Consider the following 18,289-nt stretch of genomic DNA (forward strand, 5'->3'; position numbering starts at 1 on the left):
AAATTTTATTATAATCGATTTTAGTGAATATAGGGGTAAAATTAACAATTTATCCAGTTTTTTTGCTACGCAGAGCTACTCATCTGACAACTGAATTATGGCAAGTACATCTGTTTGAAATTCTGTGTAGGTAAAGGACTCGCCTCGTATCTGCAATGGTGCGGATTACTTCGTCAGAGTATAAATAAGTCCTTCCATGCTTAATATAGTACTTGCTCAGGTTTGTTCCATTAAGATATTTCTCTACAATCGCTCGATAAATCGGACGCTTCATTTCATCCACTATCAATGATAGAATGCACCGTTTCATTCGATTCAACATCAAAATAGCCAACATACGGCGTATTTTCTACTTCCGCTGATAATCGGATTTTCAGTGCAGGGAAACCATCTATTCCTAGCGACCTGCAAAAACGAACAACCGCCGCACTGCTTGCCTCCGCTTTTGTCGCTAACTCATGTATGGTCATATGCAGCACTTCTTTAGCATTTGCAAGAATGTACTCCGCTACTTTTTCTCTGATTCTGGCAATTCATTTAAGTCTAGCTCAATTTGCGAAATCATACTTCCCCGCAATTAAACCCGCTCCAACAAATGCAGGAATCAATGGTATGAAAATATTTCCGATTTTTCGCAAAAATTTCTTGAACGGTTTATCTATGATTCCACACGTTCCATTATTGACGAATTTTTTTTTCAACATTAAACTATAAGTTAAGAAATTAAATTTCAAAAAAAACCGTTTTTTTTCATTTATTAAATTTATCCCAACATTACGGCGCAGGAGGAAATGAAAGATGACGACGACACCAAACATCATCGTAATGAACCATCCAACTAGAGAGCAGCTTGAAAAGATTTACGATATTTTAGATGAATGCTTTTCCGTAGGCCGAGCTTTTTTCCAAGAAAGATTAGACCTCGACACCACATATGATCCAGATACAACATGGTTTGCGATGGTAGACGGTAAGATTGCATCCAATGTACAAATTTTCCCGTTTCATATTAGAGTCGGTCAAGCGATCTTGAAAACAGGTGCAATGGGGAGTGTCGGAACAGATCTAAATTACCGCGGGCTGGGGCTTGCACACAAAATTCTTCATGCGCAGACCAACTATATGAAAGAAACCGATTATGATATAAGCTTGCTTTTGGCTAGCAAGCATGCGTTTTATGAAAAGGCTGGCTGGAGACTTATTCCGGAGACTGCTTTCGCAATTGAAAAACCAGCAAGTTTGGAGCAGCAGCAAAACAGTGATGAAATCATTCCTTTTGAAGCCTGTTATCTCGATGATATCCGTTTCATCTATGAACAATTCAATAAGAATCGTACCTACACCGTGATCCGAAGTAGAACGTATTGGAATGATTTATTGACCTGGCCGGAATGGAAGAAAGTTGACTGCTTGCTCCTTCGCAGAAATGGAAAAATCGTCGCTTATGGCATCATTGAAAAGAAAGATACTGAACAAGTATTTATTAATGAATTATTGTATTTGAACGAAGCCGAAAACGGCGTTGAAGCTTTGTTTCATGCCTTATGTCAGCTGCGTCAAAATGCAAAGCAAATATTAGCGATGCTCCCAGAGGACCATAAGCTATATTCCTATTACCAACAGCATCAAGCTAATTCAATTCAAATCAATATGGCGATGTGGAAAATGATCAATCTCAGTTCAACTTTCCATAAGCTTCAGCCTGAATTAGAAGATCGCCTAAACCGTAGCAACATAATTGCAGACCAGGAGCTGCATATTGCACTTCGCAGTAATGAGGACTGTATCTACTTGGATTATAAGCAAAAGCAGCTTTCTGTTTCCGATGCTAGTAATCATACCAATCCCTATACTTCAATAGAAGTAGATGAACGCGAGCTAATGACTTATATCATGTTCGGCTATAATGAAGCAGGCGCAGCAAAGGACAGTACTGAGCACGCTAACATCCTTCAAGCTCTATTTCCGAAACAACAAGCCGTGTTTTATTTGACTGATAAATTTTAAGCCATTTTTGATTCCTACCATTTTAAAATAAGGGTGTGTCGCAAGTCCAACTGCTCGGACTTATGACACACCCTTATTTTTCCATAGCGACAAAAACTAGTCGTTGTTCTTTTTTGATCTTCCTAACAGGACAGCACCGTAGGCTGCATCCTTAATCGGCAAAATCAACTTTGTTTGCGGGTAGCTCTGTGCGAGCTTTCGCTCCAAGGCTTCTTTCACAAAGCGAGACTTTTGCAGCACACTTCCTGCAATCGCAATCGGACTTTCATATAGCTTAAGCCGTTCAATAACAGGCACAACAAGCTCATATAGATTGGCTGCACATTTCTCCGCTAACGCTATTGCATGTGCATCGCCCTTCTCGCATGCGGTCGTCATAATCGGTGCGAGCTGCGCAATATCTTTTTTCGTCGTATTTTTATCATAAACAAAGCCAATAATCTCTTTCACAGTGCTTAATCCAAGCTGCTCATATACCATCGCTGGGATGACCGTATCGGTTATTCTTCCGTCCTCCACTTGAACTAATCCGGATAATAGATCGCGCCCAATACTATAACCGCTTCCCTCGTCATCAATCAGATGACCAAAACCTCCTGTGCGATGCTGCTCTCCTTTTTCATTGACCCCAAAGCAAATCGATCCTGTACCGGCAATGAGAATGATGCCTTGCATCGCATTTTGTGCCCCGTATAATGCGGTTTCTTGATCGCCTGTAATCGTTAATGGCCCGATATAACCGTTATTTCTCACATGCTGCTCCAAAAAATTGATGACCAGCGGATTACTTATTCCTGCCGCACCTATACATATATGAGCAACTTCTTGTAAATTACCGCAGTAGAGCTTCGTTTGACTAAAAATTTCCTCAAAGGAGGCGGCAATAGCATCAGCATCACCACCGTTATAATTAATAGGCCCTACAGTAAAGGTGAATAAAGAGTCTTCCTGGTCATGCGTAATGGTGACAGCTGTTTTCGTGCCACCCCCATCAATTCCAACGATAAATGCCATACCTATGTCCCCTTGTTGTACTTTTTATCTACATCTGTATCGTAATCTTGGCGGTGGGTACAACCTCACCATTTAGGATTGGAAGGAGTGATTTGAATGCATCAAGTGTATACTCAAATGCCGCAATTCCGCAGAACTCGCCTTCGATTAACGGTAAATCATACGGGCGACCTAATGTAATGGCCGTTACTTTGCAGCCTGCTGCCAGCAGCTTCTGAACAAGCGCAAGCTGACCTTTGTTTTCACGCGCATTGAACAAGCCGATAACAATATGCTTGTAGCCTTGTACCTTTGGCAGCGCAGCGTTGTTTTGCTCCTCGCTCGGGTCAATGTCGATAATCTCATAAGCTGTATTAAAATGCTCCCCCATATATTGCGGAAAGCTAAGAGCTTGATTCAAGCTGCTGGACGCAAGATCGGTGCGGTATGAATAGGAACCCATAAATAACACTTGCTCGTCACCGGTATGAATGGGCTGGAGCTCACCTTTAATGAGGCAGATCGTTTCCGTACGCATTAGCTCATTTGCTCGGCGATGTACATCGCAGCCAACTAGTTCATAATCTAGCTCCTCAATCGTCGCATATTGTGCTTTATAAGCTAAAATTTTTGTAACAGCTGCATCAATCAGCGCTTCATCCAAATCACCGGTGGCTACAGCTTCTTCGATCAAATGAATCGCTTCCTTCACTGTCTCAGGAGTATGACTAATGAATACCAAATCAATACCTGCTTTAACAGCTCCTAACGCTCCTTTTGCCGTACCATAGTATCGTTTGATCGCGTCCATTTCTAAACAATCCGATACAACTAACCCTTTATATCCTAATTTTCCTTTTAATATCTCTGTAATAATGGTATGAGACATAGTTCCGGGCACACCGGATTTTTCAATTTTCGGAAATAAAATATGTGCACTCATAATCGCTTGAGCGCCTTGCTCAATTGCGGCCTTAAACGGCAGCAGCTCAAGCTGCTCTAATTCCTCAAGTGTTTTTTCAATGGTAGGCAAGCCAATATGTGAATCGACATTTGTATCACCATGACCTGGAAAATGCTTAAGTGAGGACATGACGCCTCCATCGAGCAATCCCTTCATCATTTGAATTCCATACTGGGATACTGTTGCAACAGAATCACCATATGAACGAACATTTATGACTGGATTCAATGCATTATTGTTAACGTCCATAACTGGAGCTAGATTAAAATTAATACCTAATGCTTTCAATTCTCTGGCAGTCATTCTGCCTGCTGCATACGCATTTTCAGGTCTTCCTGAAGAAGCAATTGCCATGGCTCCAGCAACATTGGTCGCGTCTTTAGGCATACGAGTGACTCGACCTCCTTCTTGGTCGATCGTAATAAAACCCGGGATACCAGTATGTGTCGTGTACCATTGCTGCAGCTCAGTAACAAGCTCGCCTAATTGATATTTATTGTCGATATTATGTGAGAATAAAATAATATTGCCGACTTTATAATGCTCAATAACTTCCTTCAGCTCAGGAGTGATCTCGGTTGAAGGGAAGCCTGTTACGAACATTTGTCCAATCTTTTCGCGCAAGCTCATATGTTCTATTGTTCTCATCAATTATTCACCTTCCTCTAGCGATACAAATGATACTGCTGTGTTATTTCTGCAAATTGCTTGCTTTCCGCTGCAAACTGTTCAAGCAGCTGCTTGGCTTGCATATTTTCCGTACGATACATGTTGTCTCCCCCCAGCAAATCGATAAATGGACGAGAGCCCTCCTTCACAGGAGGCAGGAATGAAAATTGCTCGTACAAATCTCTTATCGTAAATAATAAGGTTACCCCAACTTCTAAAGGCCTCAGCACTTGGAGATCTGTAATGTAAATTTGTACCCCGCCGCATAGCTCGCCACAATGTTTAGATGACGTTGGCTTGAAATGAACTGGACGAAAAAGCACACCCGGGATACCTTTTGCATTCATCTCATCTGCCAATTGCTGCGCTTGAATGAACGGAGCACCAATCATTTCAAACGGGAACGTTGTGCCTCGTCCTTCCGAGCAGTTCGTGCCTTCAAATAAACATGTTCCTGTATATAATAACGCTGTTTCATATCGTGGCATTCCAAGTGAAGGATGAACCCAAGTTAATCCTGTATCCGGGAAGGACATGCTCCGTTCCCAGCCTTCCAAACGAACGACATGCAGCGATGCATTCCAATTCATTTGATCATTTGCCATCGTTGCTACCTCACCTGCTGTTAAGCCGTATCGCACGGCTAGCTCGTAATTTCCAACAAATGATTTGAAGCCGGGCTTCAAGACATTCCCTTCTACCGTTACCCCGTTAAGCGGATTAACACGATCAAGAACAACAAATTCTACACCTGCATTTGCACAATCTTCAAGTGCATAAAGCATCGTATAAATAAATGTGTAATAGCGTACACCAACATCTTGAATATCGTATACAATGATGTCTACTTCATTCAGCATTTCTTTTGTTAAACGCTTGGAGTCTTTACGGTACAAGCTATAGACTGGAACATTCGTAAAAGGATCCATGTAAGTGTCTACTACTGCCCCTGCATCCAAATCTCCGCGAACGCCATGCTCAGGTGAAAACATCGCAGCAAGATTAAAATTTTCATGTAATATAGTAATCGTTGATGCAAAATCCTTCGTAAGACCTGTCGGCGCTGTAATCAATCCTACGCGCTTACCTTCGAACAAATAACGATAATTCGTTATAGAATCAATCCCATTTAACACCATATGAAGCTGCCTCCTAGCTGCTTTTTCGCATAAATGGATAGAACAAGGGAATGTTTCCTGCTATACATAGAAACACTCCCTCTTAGCTAGTTTAATAGTTACCAAAGACTAGACTGCCTAACCTTCACCGTTTCAGCAGGCACCATAAATGCTTCTGCATATGTCTTTCTTGCTTCACAGCCGCGAACAACTGCTAGTGCTTTATAATAATCCATGTATTTGAAAGATTTGCTATTCGTCACAAACCAATGCTTGCTTAATGCATCTATCCATAGATCAAATGCCGCTTGATCGAAATCCACATATACGTAAGGGACATAATCAACCGCATCCTCCCAGTTTTCGGAGTAATATAATCTTGCTGCAAAGTGCGCGGGGAGCGCTCGTTCAAAGGATGATAGACTTGCGAAGAAACGGGCATCATTTACGATATGATGCGTTAGCGCGTGATCCTTATGCATACTGTTTTTCCAGTGTGTAATAATAATATTAGGCTTCACGCGACGAATTACATCACAAACCTCCATACGAATTTCTTGATTGTCAGCCAACTCTCCGTCACAATAATCATCGAATACAATGGCTTCACCGCCTAGCATATCCGCAAAAACCTGTGCCTCTTTCACTTTTTGCTGACGATATTCCTTCATATCCTGTCCTGCCGGGACCCCTCGTTCACCCGCAGTTAACGCTAGTGTCACAATGCGATCTCCCTTTAAACTATGACTAGCGAGCACACCACCAGAAGCTAGCTCCACATCACCAACATGCGCTCCAATTGCTAATACTGTGAATTTTTCGCTCATCTTTAAAGTTCCCTCCGCAATATAGAAAATTGTTTTTCAATAGTAAAGCCCGCTTTTTGATAGATTCGAAGAGCCGGATTATTATTTCCAGTGAATAGAGAGATATATTGACAGCCCACATTTTGAAAAGCTTCAACCATTCTGAAAAATAATACACTGCCAAGGCCATGACCCTCATGCTCTGGGTGCACTCCGATACCGCAAAAAAATGCTCTTCCATCAGGCTGCGAAATAATTGGACCCGCAAAGCCCACAACCTCGTTGCCGTACACAGCTACTACAAGTGGTGCGCCAACCTTCACATAAGTAACAACATCCTTCTTCCACTGCGGATTTTGCAGGGCAGCAAGCGTTGCTTCAAGCCCTGTATGTAAATCAGGGACATAGGAAGTAATGTAATAGTCCTTGCTATTTGCATTGGTTTCCTTATCTAAAATATCTTCGGGAACTATAAAGCTTCCGAGTCTTAAATACATGCCGCATTGCCTCGCTCGATCTTCGTAGCCTCTAGCAATTAAAGCTTCATATAATGGCTGGTCCTTACTGATGCCCGGGGCATTATTATGCTCATGCTGAGGTGCACTTGGTATACTCCACTTCAGCTTAACAGGGTTGAAAAACAATACATCCGCTTGTCTTTTCCCAAGTTCTTGGAATCTTTTTTCTAAACGCAATAGAAAAGCATCGTAAAACTCCAGAGAAGCCACATGGGTATCTATAATAACACTCGTAATATAACCCGCCACATCTCCAAGAGGGAGATCGTCACCGCAGCAGCCAGCTGCAAAACCAACAATCCCTTTTTCGTCACAGCCTACCCATATACAGTCAGCGTCAAAATAAGGATGGTCGATGAATGTATCTTGAAACTCTCGCTCTGTAAATGGCTTATAATCATATTTTGTAGCCTCACGATTCCAAAGCTCTACAACTGCAGAGTGATCTTCAATTGAAAAGGTTCTGATTTGCATCATTTAAGCCTCCTGTGAACGTCCAATATAGGGCCAGGAAATTTTGCCCATTACTACTGGCTGTGAAGCTCCAGTTACTAGCGGGATATTGTTTGGTAAGCGCTCCATCGTGTAATACGCTAGCAGAGCAAAAGCAATTGCTTCCTTAGCATCACTATTACCACCGATATCCTCCTGCGTCAGCACCTGCACGTTATGCGGTGCAAATAAGTGTTGTAAATCACGCAAAAGCGTCTTGTTATAGCTTCCACCGCCGCCAATTAACAATTGCTCAGCCTGATGCTGCGGTGCAATATACCGTTCATAGCTATCGACGATGCTCCAGGCAGTTAAGTACGTAGCTGTTGCAACAACATCTTCCGCTTTCCAGTGATTAACCTTCATCATTTCAATAATTTGTGCCACGTATTGTTGGCCAAACCGTTCTCTGCCTGTCGATTTTGGTAACGGCATCGTATAATATTTATCCTGCTGCATCCATTTCAATAGCTCATCAATCACTTGACCGCCCGCACCAATTTCGCCATCAACATCCATGGTCATTGGTGCAAATAATTGCGATACAAGGCCATCGATAATCATATTTCCAGGACCCGTATCAAAAGCAAATACCTCATCCGGTGAGGCATTTACAGGCAAAACAGTCACATTGCCTATTCCGCCAATATTTTGCATCAGAATTGTTTTCTCTGGATTGTTAAACAATAAGTATTCGGTAAATGGTACTAACGGAGCTCCTTGTCCACCCATTGCCATGTCAGCAACTCGAAAGTCTGATACGCAAGGAATTCCTGTGCGATTGGCGATAACTGCACCATCCCCAATCTGAACAGTACAATGCAGATTATAGCCGCCCATAACATTCTCTTCCGGAGCATGATAGATTGTTTGACCATGTGATCCTACTGCGAATATTTGCGAGTGCGAAAGGCCGCATTTCCCTATAACGGATAATGTGGCTTGGGCGTATAATTCGCCAAGCCACATATTCATTGCGCCAACCTTATCAATCGTAGCGCTAGCGGGATCAAAAAGCTCAAATATGGAGTTTCTAACTTGCACCTCAAAAGGTGTGTTTTCAAAAGCCAGTAATTCAATCTCTACTCCATGCTCTTTTTCGGCTGATGGGAAAAGCTTAACTACTGCTGCATCAATACCATCTACTGATGTACCTGACATCAAGCCAACTAAGTATGTTGCATCAACTTTTGATTGTTTGTCCATTAACCTTTCACCGCTCCAACTGTTACCCCTTCAAGGAAGTATTTTTGTAAACTGAAGAACAAAATAAACATTGGAACTGCTGAAATGGTTGCCCCCGCCATCATCGGTGCAAAGTAAGTTGTATTCGCAAAGCGAAAGTTTTTCAAGCCGACCTGAATGGTTTGCATATCCATCGTATTCGTTACTAGGAACGGCCAGAAAAAGTCATTCCATGCCGCCATGAACGTTAGGATTGCTAGTACTGCCATAATTGTTTTAGATAGAGGCATAATGATATACCAGAAGATTTTAGGCTGGGAACAACCTTCGATTTTAGCAGATTCAATAATTTCACCTGGAATGGAGGACATGAACTGCTTAACCAAGAAGATATTGTATACCGTTACTATGCTCGGCATAATCAACGCTGTGTACGTATTTTGTAATTCAAAAATGTTTACGATCAAAATATATAGTGGAACCTGAGTGACTTGAACAGGAATCATCATAGATCCCAGCAAAATAGCGAACAAAATGTTTTTCCCTTTAAATTTCATTTTTGCAAAAGCATATCCAGCAAGTGTAGCAAAAAATACGTTAGATACCGTGATACACGCTGCCACTATAAAGGAGTTCAATAACCAGTCCCATGTATGTGGGCTGAAGTTAAAGAAGAATTTATAAGATTCAAATGAAATCTTCGATGGTAGGATAGAATAGCTCATTGCACCAGCTTCTACCGGATCACCGAACGAGGAGATGACCATAAAGTATATCGGGAATATGGTAGCTGCGGCAAATAGGATAAGGAACGTAATGTTTGCACCATTACGTATAAACAGATACCCTTTGCTTCTTAAGCTATTGTTGTACAAACCCATAGTATTCTGCTCCTTTTCCTAGTATTCTACATCTTTACCTATAAACTTGAATTGAAGGAATGAGATAAATCCGATAATCGCTGCTAGAACTAATGATTGTGCCGCTGCCTCACCAAACTCAAAATATGTGAACGCATTGTTAAAGATTAACAAACCTACCATTGTTGTTGCATGGTCTGGTCCACCGCCTGTCATAAGATAAGCGTTTTGGAATACTTGGAAGGAACCGATAACACCAGTAACAAGTAGGAATAGCGTTGTTGGCTTAAGGAAAGGGACAACGATAAACCAAAGCTTTTGCAGGAAAGACGCGCCATCAATTTCAGCTGCTTCATAATAGCTGTTATCAATAGCGAGTAATGCGGCTATATAAATAATAATTGCTGTACCATGACTTGATAACCATGACATTAATACAAGTGAGAACATTGCAGTTGCACTGGAACCAAGCCAGTTTTGATTTTCAATACCTAAAAAACTCACGAGCTTATTGGCAATACCTGATTTTAACGGATCGAAGATCCACAGCCACACAACAGAAAGCGCTACACCAGATGCTACGGCTGGCAAGTAATATAGTGCTTTAAAGATCGTTTGTGTTTTTTTCTTGAAAGGAATAATCAAAATTGAAATTAAAAATGATAGAAGAATATTAAACGGAACAGTTAATAGCGTATATACTAACGTATTTTTCAGCGCTTTCCAGAAAAGTTCATCTGAAAAAGAGTTAACGAAGTTATCCACGCCGACAAAAGTGGATCCTAATGGACCATATTTTTGTAAGCTGATAATAAAAGCATTGATGACTGGATATGCGGTAAATAAAGAAAACGCAATAAGTGCTACTGCGATAAACGCGTATCCCCAACCTGAGTCACTTTCGAGTTTCAATTTTTTTCTTTTAGTCAACGTTTGATTCATTGGGTCGCACCTCTCTTCTAAAAACAGTACAAGCTCTAGCTAATTTAGAAGGAAAGCTGTACGTTCTAGCTACGCACAGCTTTCACATGTCAGCCTACGACAGACTAGTCAACTACAATACCATCTTTACCGAAAGATTTAATTGCAGCTGCTTTAACTGCATCATACATTTCTTGTGGAGCAATCTCATTTGCAAGTAAGGCTTGTAGTTTAGGAATAATAACTTCTGTTTCAATTTTTAATGCTTCAGCAGCCAGATCAGTAGGAATATCTGTACGAGCCGGAAGCGCTTTTGCCATCATAGCTTTACCTGCAGCAACGTTATCTTCGTTACGAGGGAATTTTTCAAGTACTTCTGCATTACGTGCAGATTCAGTAATTGGTGATAAGAACAGCTCATTACTGTAGTTAGCAGCAATTGAACCAGAAGACAAGAAATTCGTTGCTAGGGCAATATTTTTGATGTGCTCTTCAGATGGAGCTTTTTTACCACGAAGTGCGATATAACCATCAACGATTGAAGTAGGGACATAATCGGCACCGTTGAATGTTGGGACTGGAAGTGAAATATAATCAACTTCAATAGAATCTGCAACAGCTGAACCATCGTTCGCTTTAATCTTCTCATTGTTTAGACGAGCAGAGTTTTCAAATGCAGATAAACCTTTACCTGTAATCATCGTTTGACCCGTTAGGAACATGTTCCACCGTTTACCAGCATCGATAGAGCTTAGCTCTTTAGGCATAGAACCATCGTTGATCATTTCGCGAATAGATGTAAGTAGCCCCAAGAAGTTTTTGCTTGTATACGTATATTTAAGATCTTTATCGAAGTAATCTGGTAAACCAGCAGTTTTAGCAAGAATAGCTAGATAGTCTTTAGATGCTACACCAGATGTTGCGAACACGAAACCATAACGAGTAGTTTCACCTTTATCATTTTTCACTACGCCTTTAGAAATTGCATTACGGAACTCTTCATAAGTCCAACCGTTTTGTTGAATGCTTTTCCAATCAATTCCGGCTTCTTCAAGGAATTGTTTGTTACCACCGATAGTGTGGATTTCCATATACGCTGGTAGGCCGTATTGAGCGTCACCTAGTTGGAAATATTTCAATGGAACTTCGTCATAATCTGCCTTGGCTTCATCAGAAAGGGCACCGTTAAGGTCGATTAGTACATTAAGTGCTGCATATTTCGAAATTCCTGAAGCACCGATAAAAGCAATATCTGGAGGAGAACCTGCATTTACTTGAGTATCAAGTTTTTGCGTCATATCTTCCCAGCTCGCTGGCTCGATTTTCAAAGTCAAGTTAGGATGTAGTGTATTAAATTCTTTTTCCATATCAGCAAAACGTGTTTGATAGTTCGCTGATATCGGAGGTAAAAGCGCTGTAATCGTATCCTTTTTAGGCTCAGAACCACCGTTACTAGTTCCTGTGTTACCGGAATCTGTAGAAGCTGGAGCGTTATTTCCGTTTCCTCCGCAAGCCGATAATAGTGATACCATCATGATTCCTGACAAAAACAGAGTTAATCCACGTGATCTTTTTTTCATCGAAAACAGCCTCCTCAATTATTAATAGCATCCATCCTGTTATTTCACTTTTCTCACCTAGACCAATGATGCGATTGCCTGTTTCAAGCGTCCTCCGTTTGCGTTAAGTACTTGTTCTGCTTCTTTTGCATCTAACCCCGATTTAATCATCATAATTGCCAGCTTACAGTTCATAGATGCTTTTTCAAGTGTTTCTTCGGCGGTTGATGTATCTACACCAGTCGTGTTCATGATGATACGAATCGAGCGATCTACGAGCTTAAAATTACTAGCCTTCAGATCAACCATCAAGTTGTTGTACGTTTTTCCTAACTTGACCATTGTGCATGTTGTCAGCATATTAAGCACCAACTTTTGAGCAGTTCCTGCCTTTAATCGAGTCGAACCGCTAATGACCTCAGGTCCTACAACAGGTGTTATACAAACATCTACAATGGGTTCGAACTTTGAGCCTCTGTTGTTACAAACACCGATAGTGGCTGCTCCAAGTTCCTTTGCTTTCGCTAAAGCTGCAATAACGTAGTTTGCACTACCGCTTGCCGAAATCCCAATAAGTACATCTTTGTTTGTTACACCAATGCTTTCGATTAATGCGATCCCTTCATCCATATCGTCTTCACAGCCTTCAACCGCAGTACGCAAAGCAATATCACCACCAGCAATATAGCCCTGCACCAAGGAAGGATCTGTACCAAAGGTAGGAGGACATTCGGAAGCATCCAGAACACCTAATCTTCCTGATGAGCCAGCTCCTATGTAAAACATTCTTCCACCATTAGACAACCTATGATGTAGAATATCTACCGCCTTTGCAATCTGCGGAATCTCCTCAGCTATAGCTCTGGGGACCAGTGCATCTTGTTGATTCATTAACTGGATCATTTCTTCCGTAGTACATTCATCAATCATTAATGTGTCTGGATTCACAGCCTCTGTTGTCAATCCCGCAAGGTAGTCATTCATAGCCATCCTCCTTCTTCCCAGCCTTAATCTGTCATTTAATTAACAAAACGTGTTAGATTAACTTACAATTATTATGTTCTTATACTAATACAACACCATCGCTTCGTCAATAGATTTTGAAATATAATTTCACTAAGAAATTAATTTCTGATGTTTTATTTCATTTCTTACATACTATGTTATACCACATTTATAAAGCGCTTACAAGATGCAATTTAAATTTTTAACAATTGCTTTGATCGCTATGGCTCTAAGGTTAAAGCGATTTAAAAAAATGTATTATTTGCTGATTATTGCTCCAAACGAAACATAAAGTTACATCATCCGTGTTCAACCGGATGATGTTTCGTCTTCGATTCCATTCATTTTCTTCCTCATAATTGTGTGCCAAGCTATTAATTATTGAATTAAACTACTTATTATATTCATTAGATCAACGTATTCATCATGTAGATAATCTGACATAGATTGATAAGTAGTACATTTTAGTACACGAATAAGTGAATGAAATACAAAAAAAGAAAGCATTGATCCATGATCAATGCTTTCCTCCACATTCATTCTATCAGAACCTAATTTCTAAGTTTTTTCTTTAATATATTATGCGTTTTTGTTAAGTAGGTTTTTACTTCTTCATATTCAGCACTTGCGACACCAGCAAATAATATGTCGATGATCGTAAGCATCGCAATACGCGAGCCCATAGCCCCACTGCGGATTGTTATTTCAGGTGTGGATATGCTCAATACAATATCCGCCCGCTCCGCAAGCTCACTTTTATTGTACTTCGTAATCGCAATACATTTCGCTCTATTCTTTTGGGCAATTTCCAGTGCATCAATAATATCACTAGTTGCTCCAGAGTTAGAAATGAAAATGGCAACATCATCTTTCTCAAGTAAAGTTGCTGCCGTGAGCTGACTATGACCATCTGTATAGGCATGACACATCTTATTAATTCGCGAGAACTTCTGTTCCCCGTCCATACAAACGAGTCCCGAAGCACCTATTCCAAAGAAAACAATTCGCTTACTATGACATAGTAATTCTACAGCTCTTGTAATTTCTTTTCGATCAATAACGCTAAGCGTATCCTCAATGGACTTGCAATTATTCAATGAAATATTTGATATAATTGTCGAGAGATCATCACCTGGCTGAATATCAGTATATTGAGCCTTTGAATCCTCATCACGAGAACCCAAAGATGCCGATATACTCACAATAAAATTGCGGTATCCGCTGTAACCCATCGTCTTACAGAAACGAAGGACAGATGCATCACTTGTCTTACTCGATTGAGCCAATTCCTTAATCGACAAATGAGGGATCTCTTCCGTATTTTCTAAAATGTAATCTCCGACCAATCGTTCAACTGGTGTATAACTCTCTCGCATATCACGAATTTTAATTAATACGTTGTCATTTAGACTCATAATCTACCTACTCTAGATTTAATTAACACCTTTATTAATATCATAAACAATATAAACAACCTATTACAATAACAAAATACGTTTCGGCATATCAAAAGCTAATATTAATTAATCTATTAAAATCATCCTACTCTTAGGTCATCTGGTGACTTTACGTTGATTATAGCGTAATAAAGTTGTAAGGTATAGTCGATAATTATATACTTTCTGATATGGTGAAACAAGGGACCACAAAGGTCCCCGAAGATTCTTTCTATTGTTCTCAGCATACGTAATACGCATGTATTTTTAAATTTTACTGCCCTCTAAATATGACTCGATTTGTCAACTACATTCTTTGATGTAGCACCGTTGCTTGAACCATTTAATTTGCTAGCAAGCTGCTTTAATGCAGTCAAGAACACCGGCATGGCCGCTACACTTAGTAATCATAGTGCAATGATTATTACGAATGCTACCTGTAAAAGTGTCATTACGCCCGAAGGAATCAACGCGGCGCAGGTACCTCCTAGAATAAAGGCAGCAGACAATACTACACCAACCATATAACGTGATGCCACTCAATTCTCGATCCAACATCCCCTTCAAGTTCGTTATACCGCATCATCAGGAATATGCTGTAATCAACGCCTAGGGCTGTAATCATAATGAAGCTGAAAAATGGAACGATCCAGCTCAAGATTTCACTGATTCCAAGAGAAGTAAGTACTCTAGCACCAAGGAAGCAATAATGAACAGAGAGCTGGACACAGAGCGCGTAATGACTATTGGCACAATTATGATTCCGACCAGCATAATCACGGCTGTACGTACAAAGTCATCCTGTGAAATATTCTGCAAATCAGCATTGGTTGCAGTTGTTCCTGTTAAGGCTGCTTGCACCTGCAAGTCGCTGCCATCTAATGGCATTCCAAAAGCTGTCTGCAAGTTCTTCTTCGAGCTCAAGCGAATACAGTAACTCACCTTCTTCCATCATTTTAGCGAACTTCTTCAAAGGGCTATATACAGTGCAGATCAATGCCATGGAAGGCAGGGGGCGTAACAATTTCTCCTCCTTACCTGATTTGGCTATATCTAGAATGAATTTTTAATAAATCACCGAATATTGCTTTGCTATGTTCGTCTATGTAATCCCCATCTTCATGCAAGCCTTTCTTTTGCGATTTTTTTGCGCAAGAAATAAAGAGTCCTTTATAATGTAATAATGTACATAAAGACGGATTTGGAGGGAAATAAATGGCAAGTCGTAAATGGGTATTAATCATAGACGATGAAGATGATTTAGCGCGTCTAATGAAGGCTGTTTTACATAAAGAAGGTGTTCCAGACGTTGTAACTGCCGGGACCGTTGCAGAGGGTTGGGACAAGTTCCAGGAGTATAATCCTGAGCTTATATTGCTAGATATTATGCTCCCAGATGGAGAAGGATATGACTTATGCAGAAAAATTCGGGAAACATCAAATGCACCCATCTTATTTATGTCTGCAAAAGACGAGGAAATTAATAAGCTGTTAGGACTGGCGATAGGTGGCGATGATTATATTACTAAACCGTTCAGTCCGAAAGAAGTCGCTTATCGGGTAAAGGCACAACTGAGAAGAGCTGGCTTTACAGAAGAAAAAAAGGCTCCGAAAAGCTTACAAGCTGGCCCCTTTGAGCTTAGTGCCAATGAGACAGAATTAAAAAAGAATGGCGAGGTCCTCGTGCTAACCGCCAAAGAAGTCGGTTTAATGAGCTGTTTTATGCATCATCCCAATCAGATTCTAAGCAAAGAAACCTTGTTTGGACAGGTGTGGGGTGAGGACTTTTTTGGTTCCGATAATACAGTGATGGTACATATTCGGCGATTACGCGAAAAAATTGAGGCCGACCCTTCAAATCCTACCTTTATTTTGACGGTTAAAGGGTTAGGTTATAAATTAAATACCAAGGAGTGAGCCTAGTTGAAATGGAAATTGACACTCCGCTTTCTAAGATCGGTTATGACTATTGTTGTGATCGTTGGTATTGTAAACGCGATTTTGTTCCTTTCCCTATTCTTTATAAAGGTAAATAATAATAACTTTGGCACTGAAGAAGCATCTGCAGAAACCTTTAGCCGAACCTTTTCACAATACGTAGAACTACAGGCTGGCAAACCTGTTGTGAACGAAGAAGGTCTCAAAAAACTACAAGAAATGAGCGCCTGGGTACAATTCTTGAATGACCAAGGGGAGCAAGCAGCAGCCTTTTATACCCCTGAAGAATTGAAAACAGAGTATTCTCCTATTGAAATTGTCCAAATGTATAAATATAAAGAATTAGATGCACGCACGACGGTTTTTGTCAGCGAAGCCCAAAATTTCAGTTACTTTTTAGGGATTAATAATCCTAAAATAGGCCGCTACGTAATGACCTATGACTACGCTAAAATTTTCAAAGATGTTAATGTTTTTCTTTCCATTTTTTTAATCGTTGATGTGCTTATTGTAATCATCATTGGATTTCTATTTGGGAAAAAGTTAACTGCACCCCTTCATACATTAATAGAGGGTATTCAACAGCTCAGGGAACGACGTTTTAAGAAAATGCCTACTCCCAAAGGTGTTTATGAAGATGTTTTTCGTAATATGAATGAACTATCTGAAAAGCTCGATCGGCATGAAGAGGAGCGTAAACGTCTCGATCAAATGCGTGAGGAATGGATTAGCAATGTTTCACATGACATGAAAACACCACTTGCTTCTATTCAAGGTTATGCAGAATTTATTAACGACAGTGCCACAGATTTAACAGCCCAAGAATTACAGGAATACACGTCAATTATCAAAAGTAAATCGATGTATATGAAAGATCTGTTAGATGACCTCAATTTAACAACACGTTTACGTAATCACCAGCTATCCCTGCAATTTGAAGAGGTGAATCTCGTTCAGTTTCTACGAGAAATGACGATTGAACTTTTAAATGACCCGACCTTTGGTGAACGGCAGATAGAGTTTGAGGCGAATGTGGCTAAAGCAATGCATAAAGTAGATAAAAAGTTACTAAAACGAGCGATCCTTAACTTGATCTACAACGCGCTGGTGCATAACGATGAAAATGTCGTGGTGAAGATTCGAGTGGATACAGGTCCCGAATGTCATACCCAAATTTCGATTTCTGATAATGGTCAGGGTATTCCAACTAAAGATCTGGAACAGGTTTTCGAACGCTACTATCGGGGTACAAATACAACCAGCAAGCATGGTACTGGTTTAGGAATGGCCATCGCAAGAGACATTATTTGGGCTCATGAGGGGAACCTCGATATGACGAGCATTGAAAATACCGGAACCACCATTACTATACTTTTATAATACAAATGCCTTACTTACTCATTAGGCAGAGAAAAGGGCTGTGCTCCATTACCTTTATTGGAGACAGCCCTTCTTCAATTTATTAGTTTTTTATTGCTTTTAGCGGAATATCCTCTACTTTCACTTCATCATATGAGGAGACTTGATCACCTTTTTTTACATACATTTTTAAGTAGGCGCCTTTACGAAGATTTTTTTGTGCATTAAATTCCAGTGGAATTGTATTACCTTTAGCATTTGTAGCCTCTAGTGTATACGAATAGGAAGTCATCACTGTACCATCACTCAGTTTATATTCATGGGGTTCCCCATCCTCTGTAATTTGTAAATAGTAATTTTCGGCATTCATGCGATTGAAATCAATCTTTGCTAGAGCAAAGACACCTACAACCCCAATAACAAACAAAATACCCATAGTGGTTAGAAATTTTTTCATCT

General features: G+C 40.3%; 16 protein-coding genes and 1 pseudogene. 3 read left to right on the forward strand and 14 right to left on the reverse strand.

From position 1 onward, the window contains the following. Positions 1-275 precede the first annotated feature (275 nt). Positions 276-470 carry a hypothetical protein gene (locus NSQ66_RS18765; protein WP_249267671.1) on the reverse strand — a complete coding sequence of 65 codons (195 nt, stop codon included), beginning with the start codon at positions 468-470 and terminating at the stop codon, positions 276-278. Between the two features lie 328 nt (positions 471-798). Here NSQ66_RS18765 and NSQ66_RS18770 point away from each other — a divergent pair, with 328 nt between their 5' ends. Then, positions 799-2,007 carry a GNAT family N-acetyltransferase gene (locus NSQ66_RS18770; RefSeq protein WP_076100315.1) on the forward strand — a complete coding sequence of 403 codons (1,209 nt, stop codon included), beginning with the start codon at positions 799-801 and terminating at the stop codon, positions 2,005-2,007. A gap of 96 nt (positions 2,008-2,103) precedes the next feature. Here the strand turns inward: NSQ66_RS18770 and NSQ66_RS18775 are convergent, their stop codons facing one another. The 12 genes and pseudogenes from NSQ66_RS18775 to NSQ66_RS18830 form a co-directional block, all read right to left on the reverse strand. Then, entirely contained in the window at positions 2,104-3,021 is a 918-nt protein-coding gene (locus NSQ66_RS18775) for a BadF/BadG/BcrA/BcrD ATPase family protein (RefSeq protein WP_076141023.1), read from the reverse strand. A gap of 28 nt (positions 3,022-3,049) precedes the next feature. Continuing rightward, positions 3,050-4,612 (reverse strand): glycoside hydrolase family 3 protein, encoded by a 1,563-nt coding sequence (locus NSQ66_RS18780; RefSeq protein WP_076141024.1) that lies wholly within the window; start codon positions 4,610-4,612, stop codon positions 3,050-3,052. Positions 4,613-4,629: 17 nt separating this feature from the next. After that, positions 4,630-5,772, reverse strand: a complete 1,143-nt coding sequence (locus tag NSQ66_RS18785) for a DUF1343 domain-containing protein (protein ID WP_076141025.1) — start codon at positions 5,770-5,772, stop codon at positions 4,630-4,632. A 98-nt stretch (positions 5,773-5,870) separates the two neighbouring features. Further along, positions 5,871-6,578, reverse strand: coding sequence for a PIG-L family deacetylase (locus NSQ66_RS18790; RefSeq protein ID WP_076141026.1), 708 nt, complete (start codon positions 6,576-6,578; stop codon positions 5,871-5,873). Between the two features lie 2 nt (positions 6,579-6,580). Beyond that, positions 6,581-7,552 (reverse strand): GNAT family N-acetyltransferase, encoded by a 972-nt coding sequence (locus NSQ66_RS18795; protein WP_249267672.1) that lies wholly within the window; start codon positions 7,550-7,552, stop codon positions 6,581-6,583. Next, positions 7,553-8,773, reverse strand: coding sequence for an anhydro-N-acetylmuramic acid kinase (locus tag NSQ66_RS18800; protein ID WP_076141027.1), 1,221 nt, complete (start codon positions 8,771-8,773; stop codon positions 7,553-7,555). Further along, positions 8,773-9,633 (reverse strand): carbohydrate ABC transporter permease, encoded by an 861-nt coding sequence (locus NSQ66_RS18805; RefSeq protein ID WP_036688719.1) that lies wholly within the window; start codon positions 9,631-9,633, stop codon positions 8,773-8,775. Before NSQ66_RS18805 ends, NSQ66_RS18800 begins: the two co-directional genes overlap by 1 nt. Positions 9,634-9,651: 18 nt before the next feature. Next, positions 9,652-10,554 (reverse strand): sugar ABC transporter permease, encoded by a 903-nt coding sequence (locus NSQ66_RS18810; RefSeq protein ID WP_036688721.1) that lies wholly within the window; start codon positions 10,552-10,554, stop codon positions 9,652-9,654. 104 nt (positions 10,555-10,658) lie between these two features. Beyond that, positions 10,659-12,113, reverse strand: coding sequence for an extracellular solute-binding protein (locus NSQ66_RS18815; protein WP_036688723.1), 1,455 nt, complete (start codon positions 12,111-12,113; stop codon positions 10,659-10,661). Positions 12,114-12,170: 57 nt separating this feature from the next. Then, a complete protein-coding gene (gene murQ, locus NSQ66_RS18820) occupies positions 12,171-13,076 on the reverse strand; it encodes an N-acetylmuramic acid 6-phosphate etherase (protein ID WP_076141028.1) in 906 nt (301 codons plus the stop codon). 572 nt (positions 13,077-13,648) lie between these two features. Beyond that, a complete protein-coding gene (locus NSQ66_RS18825) occupies positions 13,649-14,512 on the reverse strand; it encodes a MurR/RpiR family transcriptional regulator (protein WP_036688728.1) in 864 nt (287 codons plus the stop codon). A gap of 305 nt (positions 14,513-14,817) precedes the next feature. Next, positions 14,818-15,415 (reverse strand): annotated as a pseudogene (locus tag NSQ66_RS18830) (MMPL family transporter); the annotation flags it as partial. 333 nt (positions 15,416-15,748) lie between these two features. Between NSQ66_RS18830 and NSQ66_RS18835 the strand changes: the two are divergent. Continuing rightward, positions 15,749-16,450 carry a response regulator transcription factor gene (locus NSQ66_RS18835; RefSeq protein ID WP_076141031.1) on the forward strand — a complete coding sequence of 234 codons (702 nt, stop codon included), beginning with the start codon at positions 15,749-15,751 and terminating at the stop codon, positions 16,448-16,450. Positions 16,451-16,456: 6 nt separating this feature from the next. After that, a complete protein-coding gene (locus tag NSQ66_RS18840; protein ID WP_076141032.1) occupies positions 16,457-17,851 on the forward strand; it encodes a HAMP domain-containing sensor histidine kinase in 1,395 nt (464 codons plus the stop codon). An 82-nt stretch (positions 17,852-17,933) separates the two neighbouring features. Here the strand turns inward: NSQ66_RS18840 and NSQ66_RS18845 are convergent, their stop codons facing one another. Then, positions 17,934-18,287 carry a YxeA family protein gene (locus NSQ66_RS18845; RefSeq protein WP_076141033.1) on the reverse strand — a complete coding sequence of 118 codons (354 nt, stop codon included), beginning with the start codon at positions 18,285-18,287 and terminating at the stop codon, positions 17,934-17,936. Positions 18,288-18,289: the final 2 nt, after the last annotated feature.

It is taken from the genome of Paenibacillus sp. FSL H3-0329 (assembly GCF_037963285.1).
Taxonomy (GTDB): domain Bacteria; phylum Bacillota; class Bacilli; order Paenibacillales; family Paenibacillaceae; genus Paenibacillus_AQ; species Paenibacillus_AQ odorifer.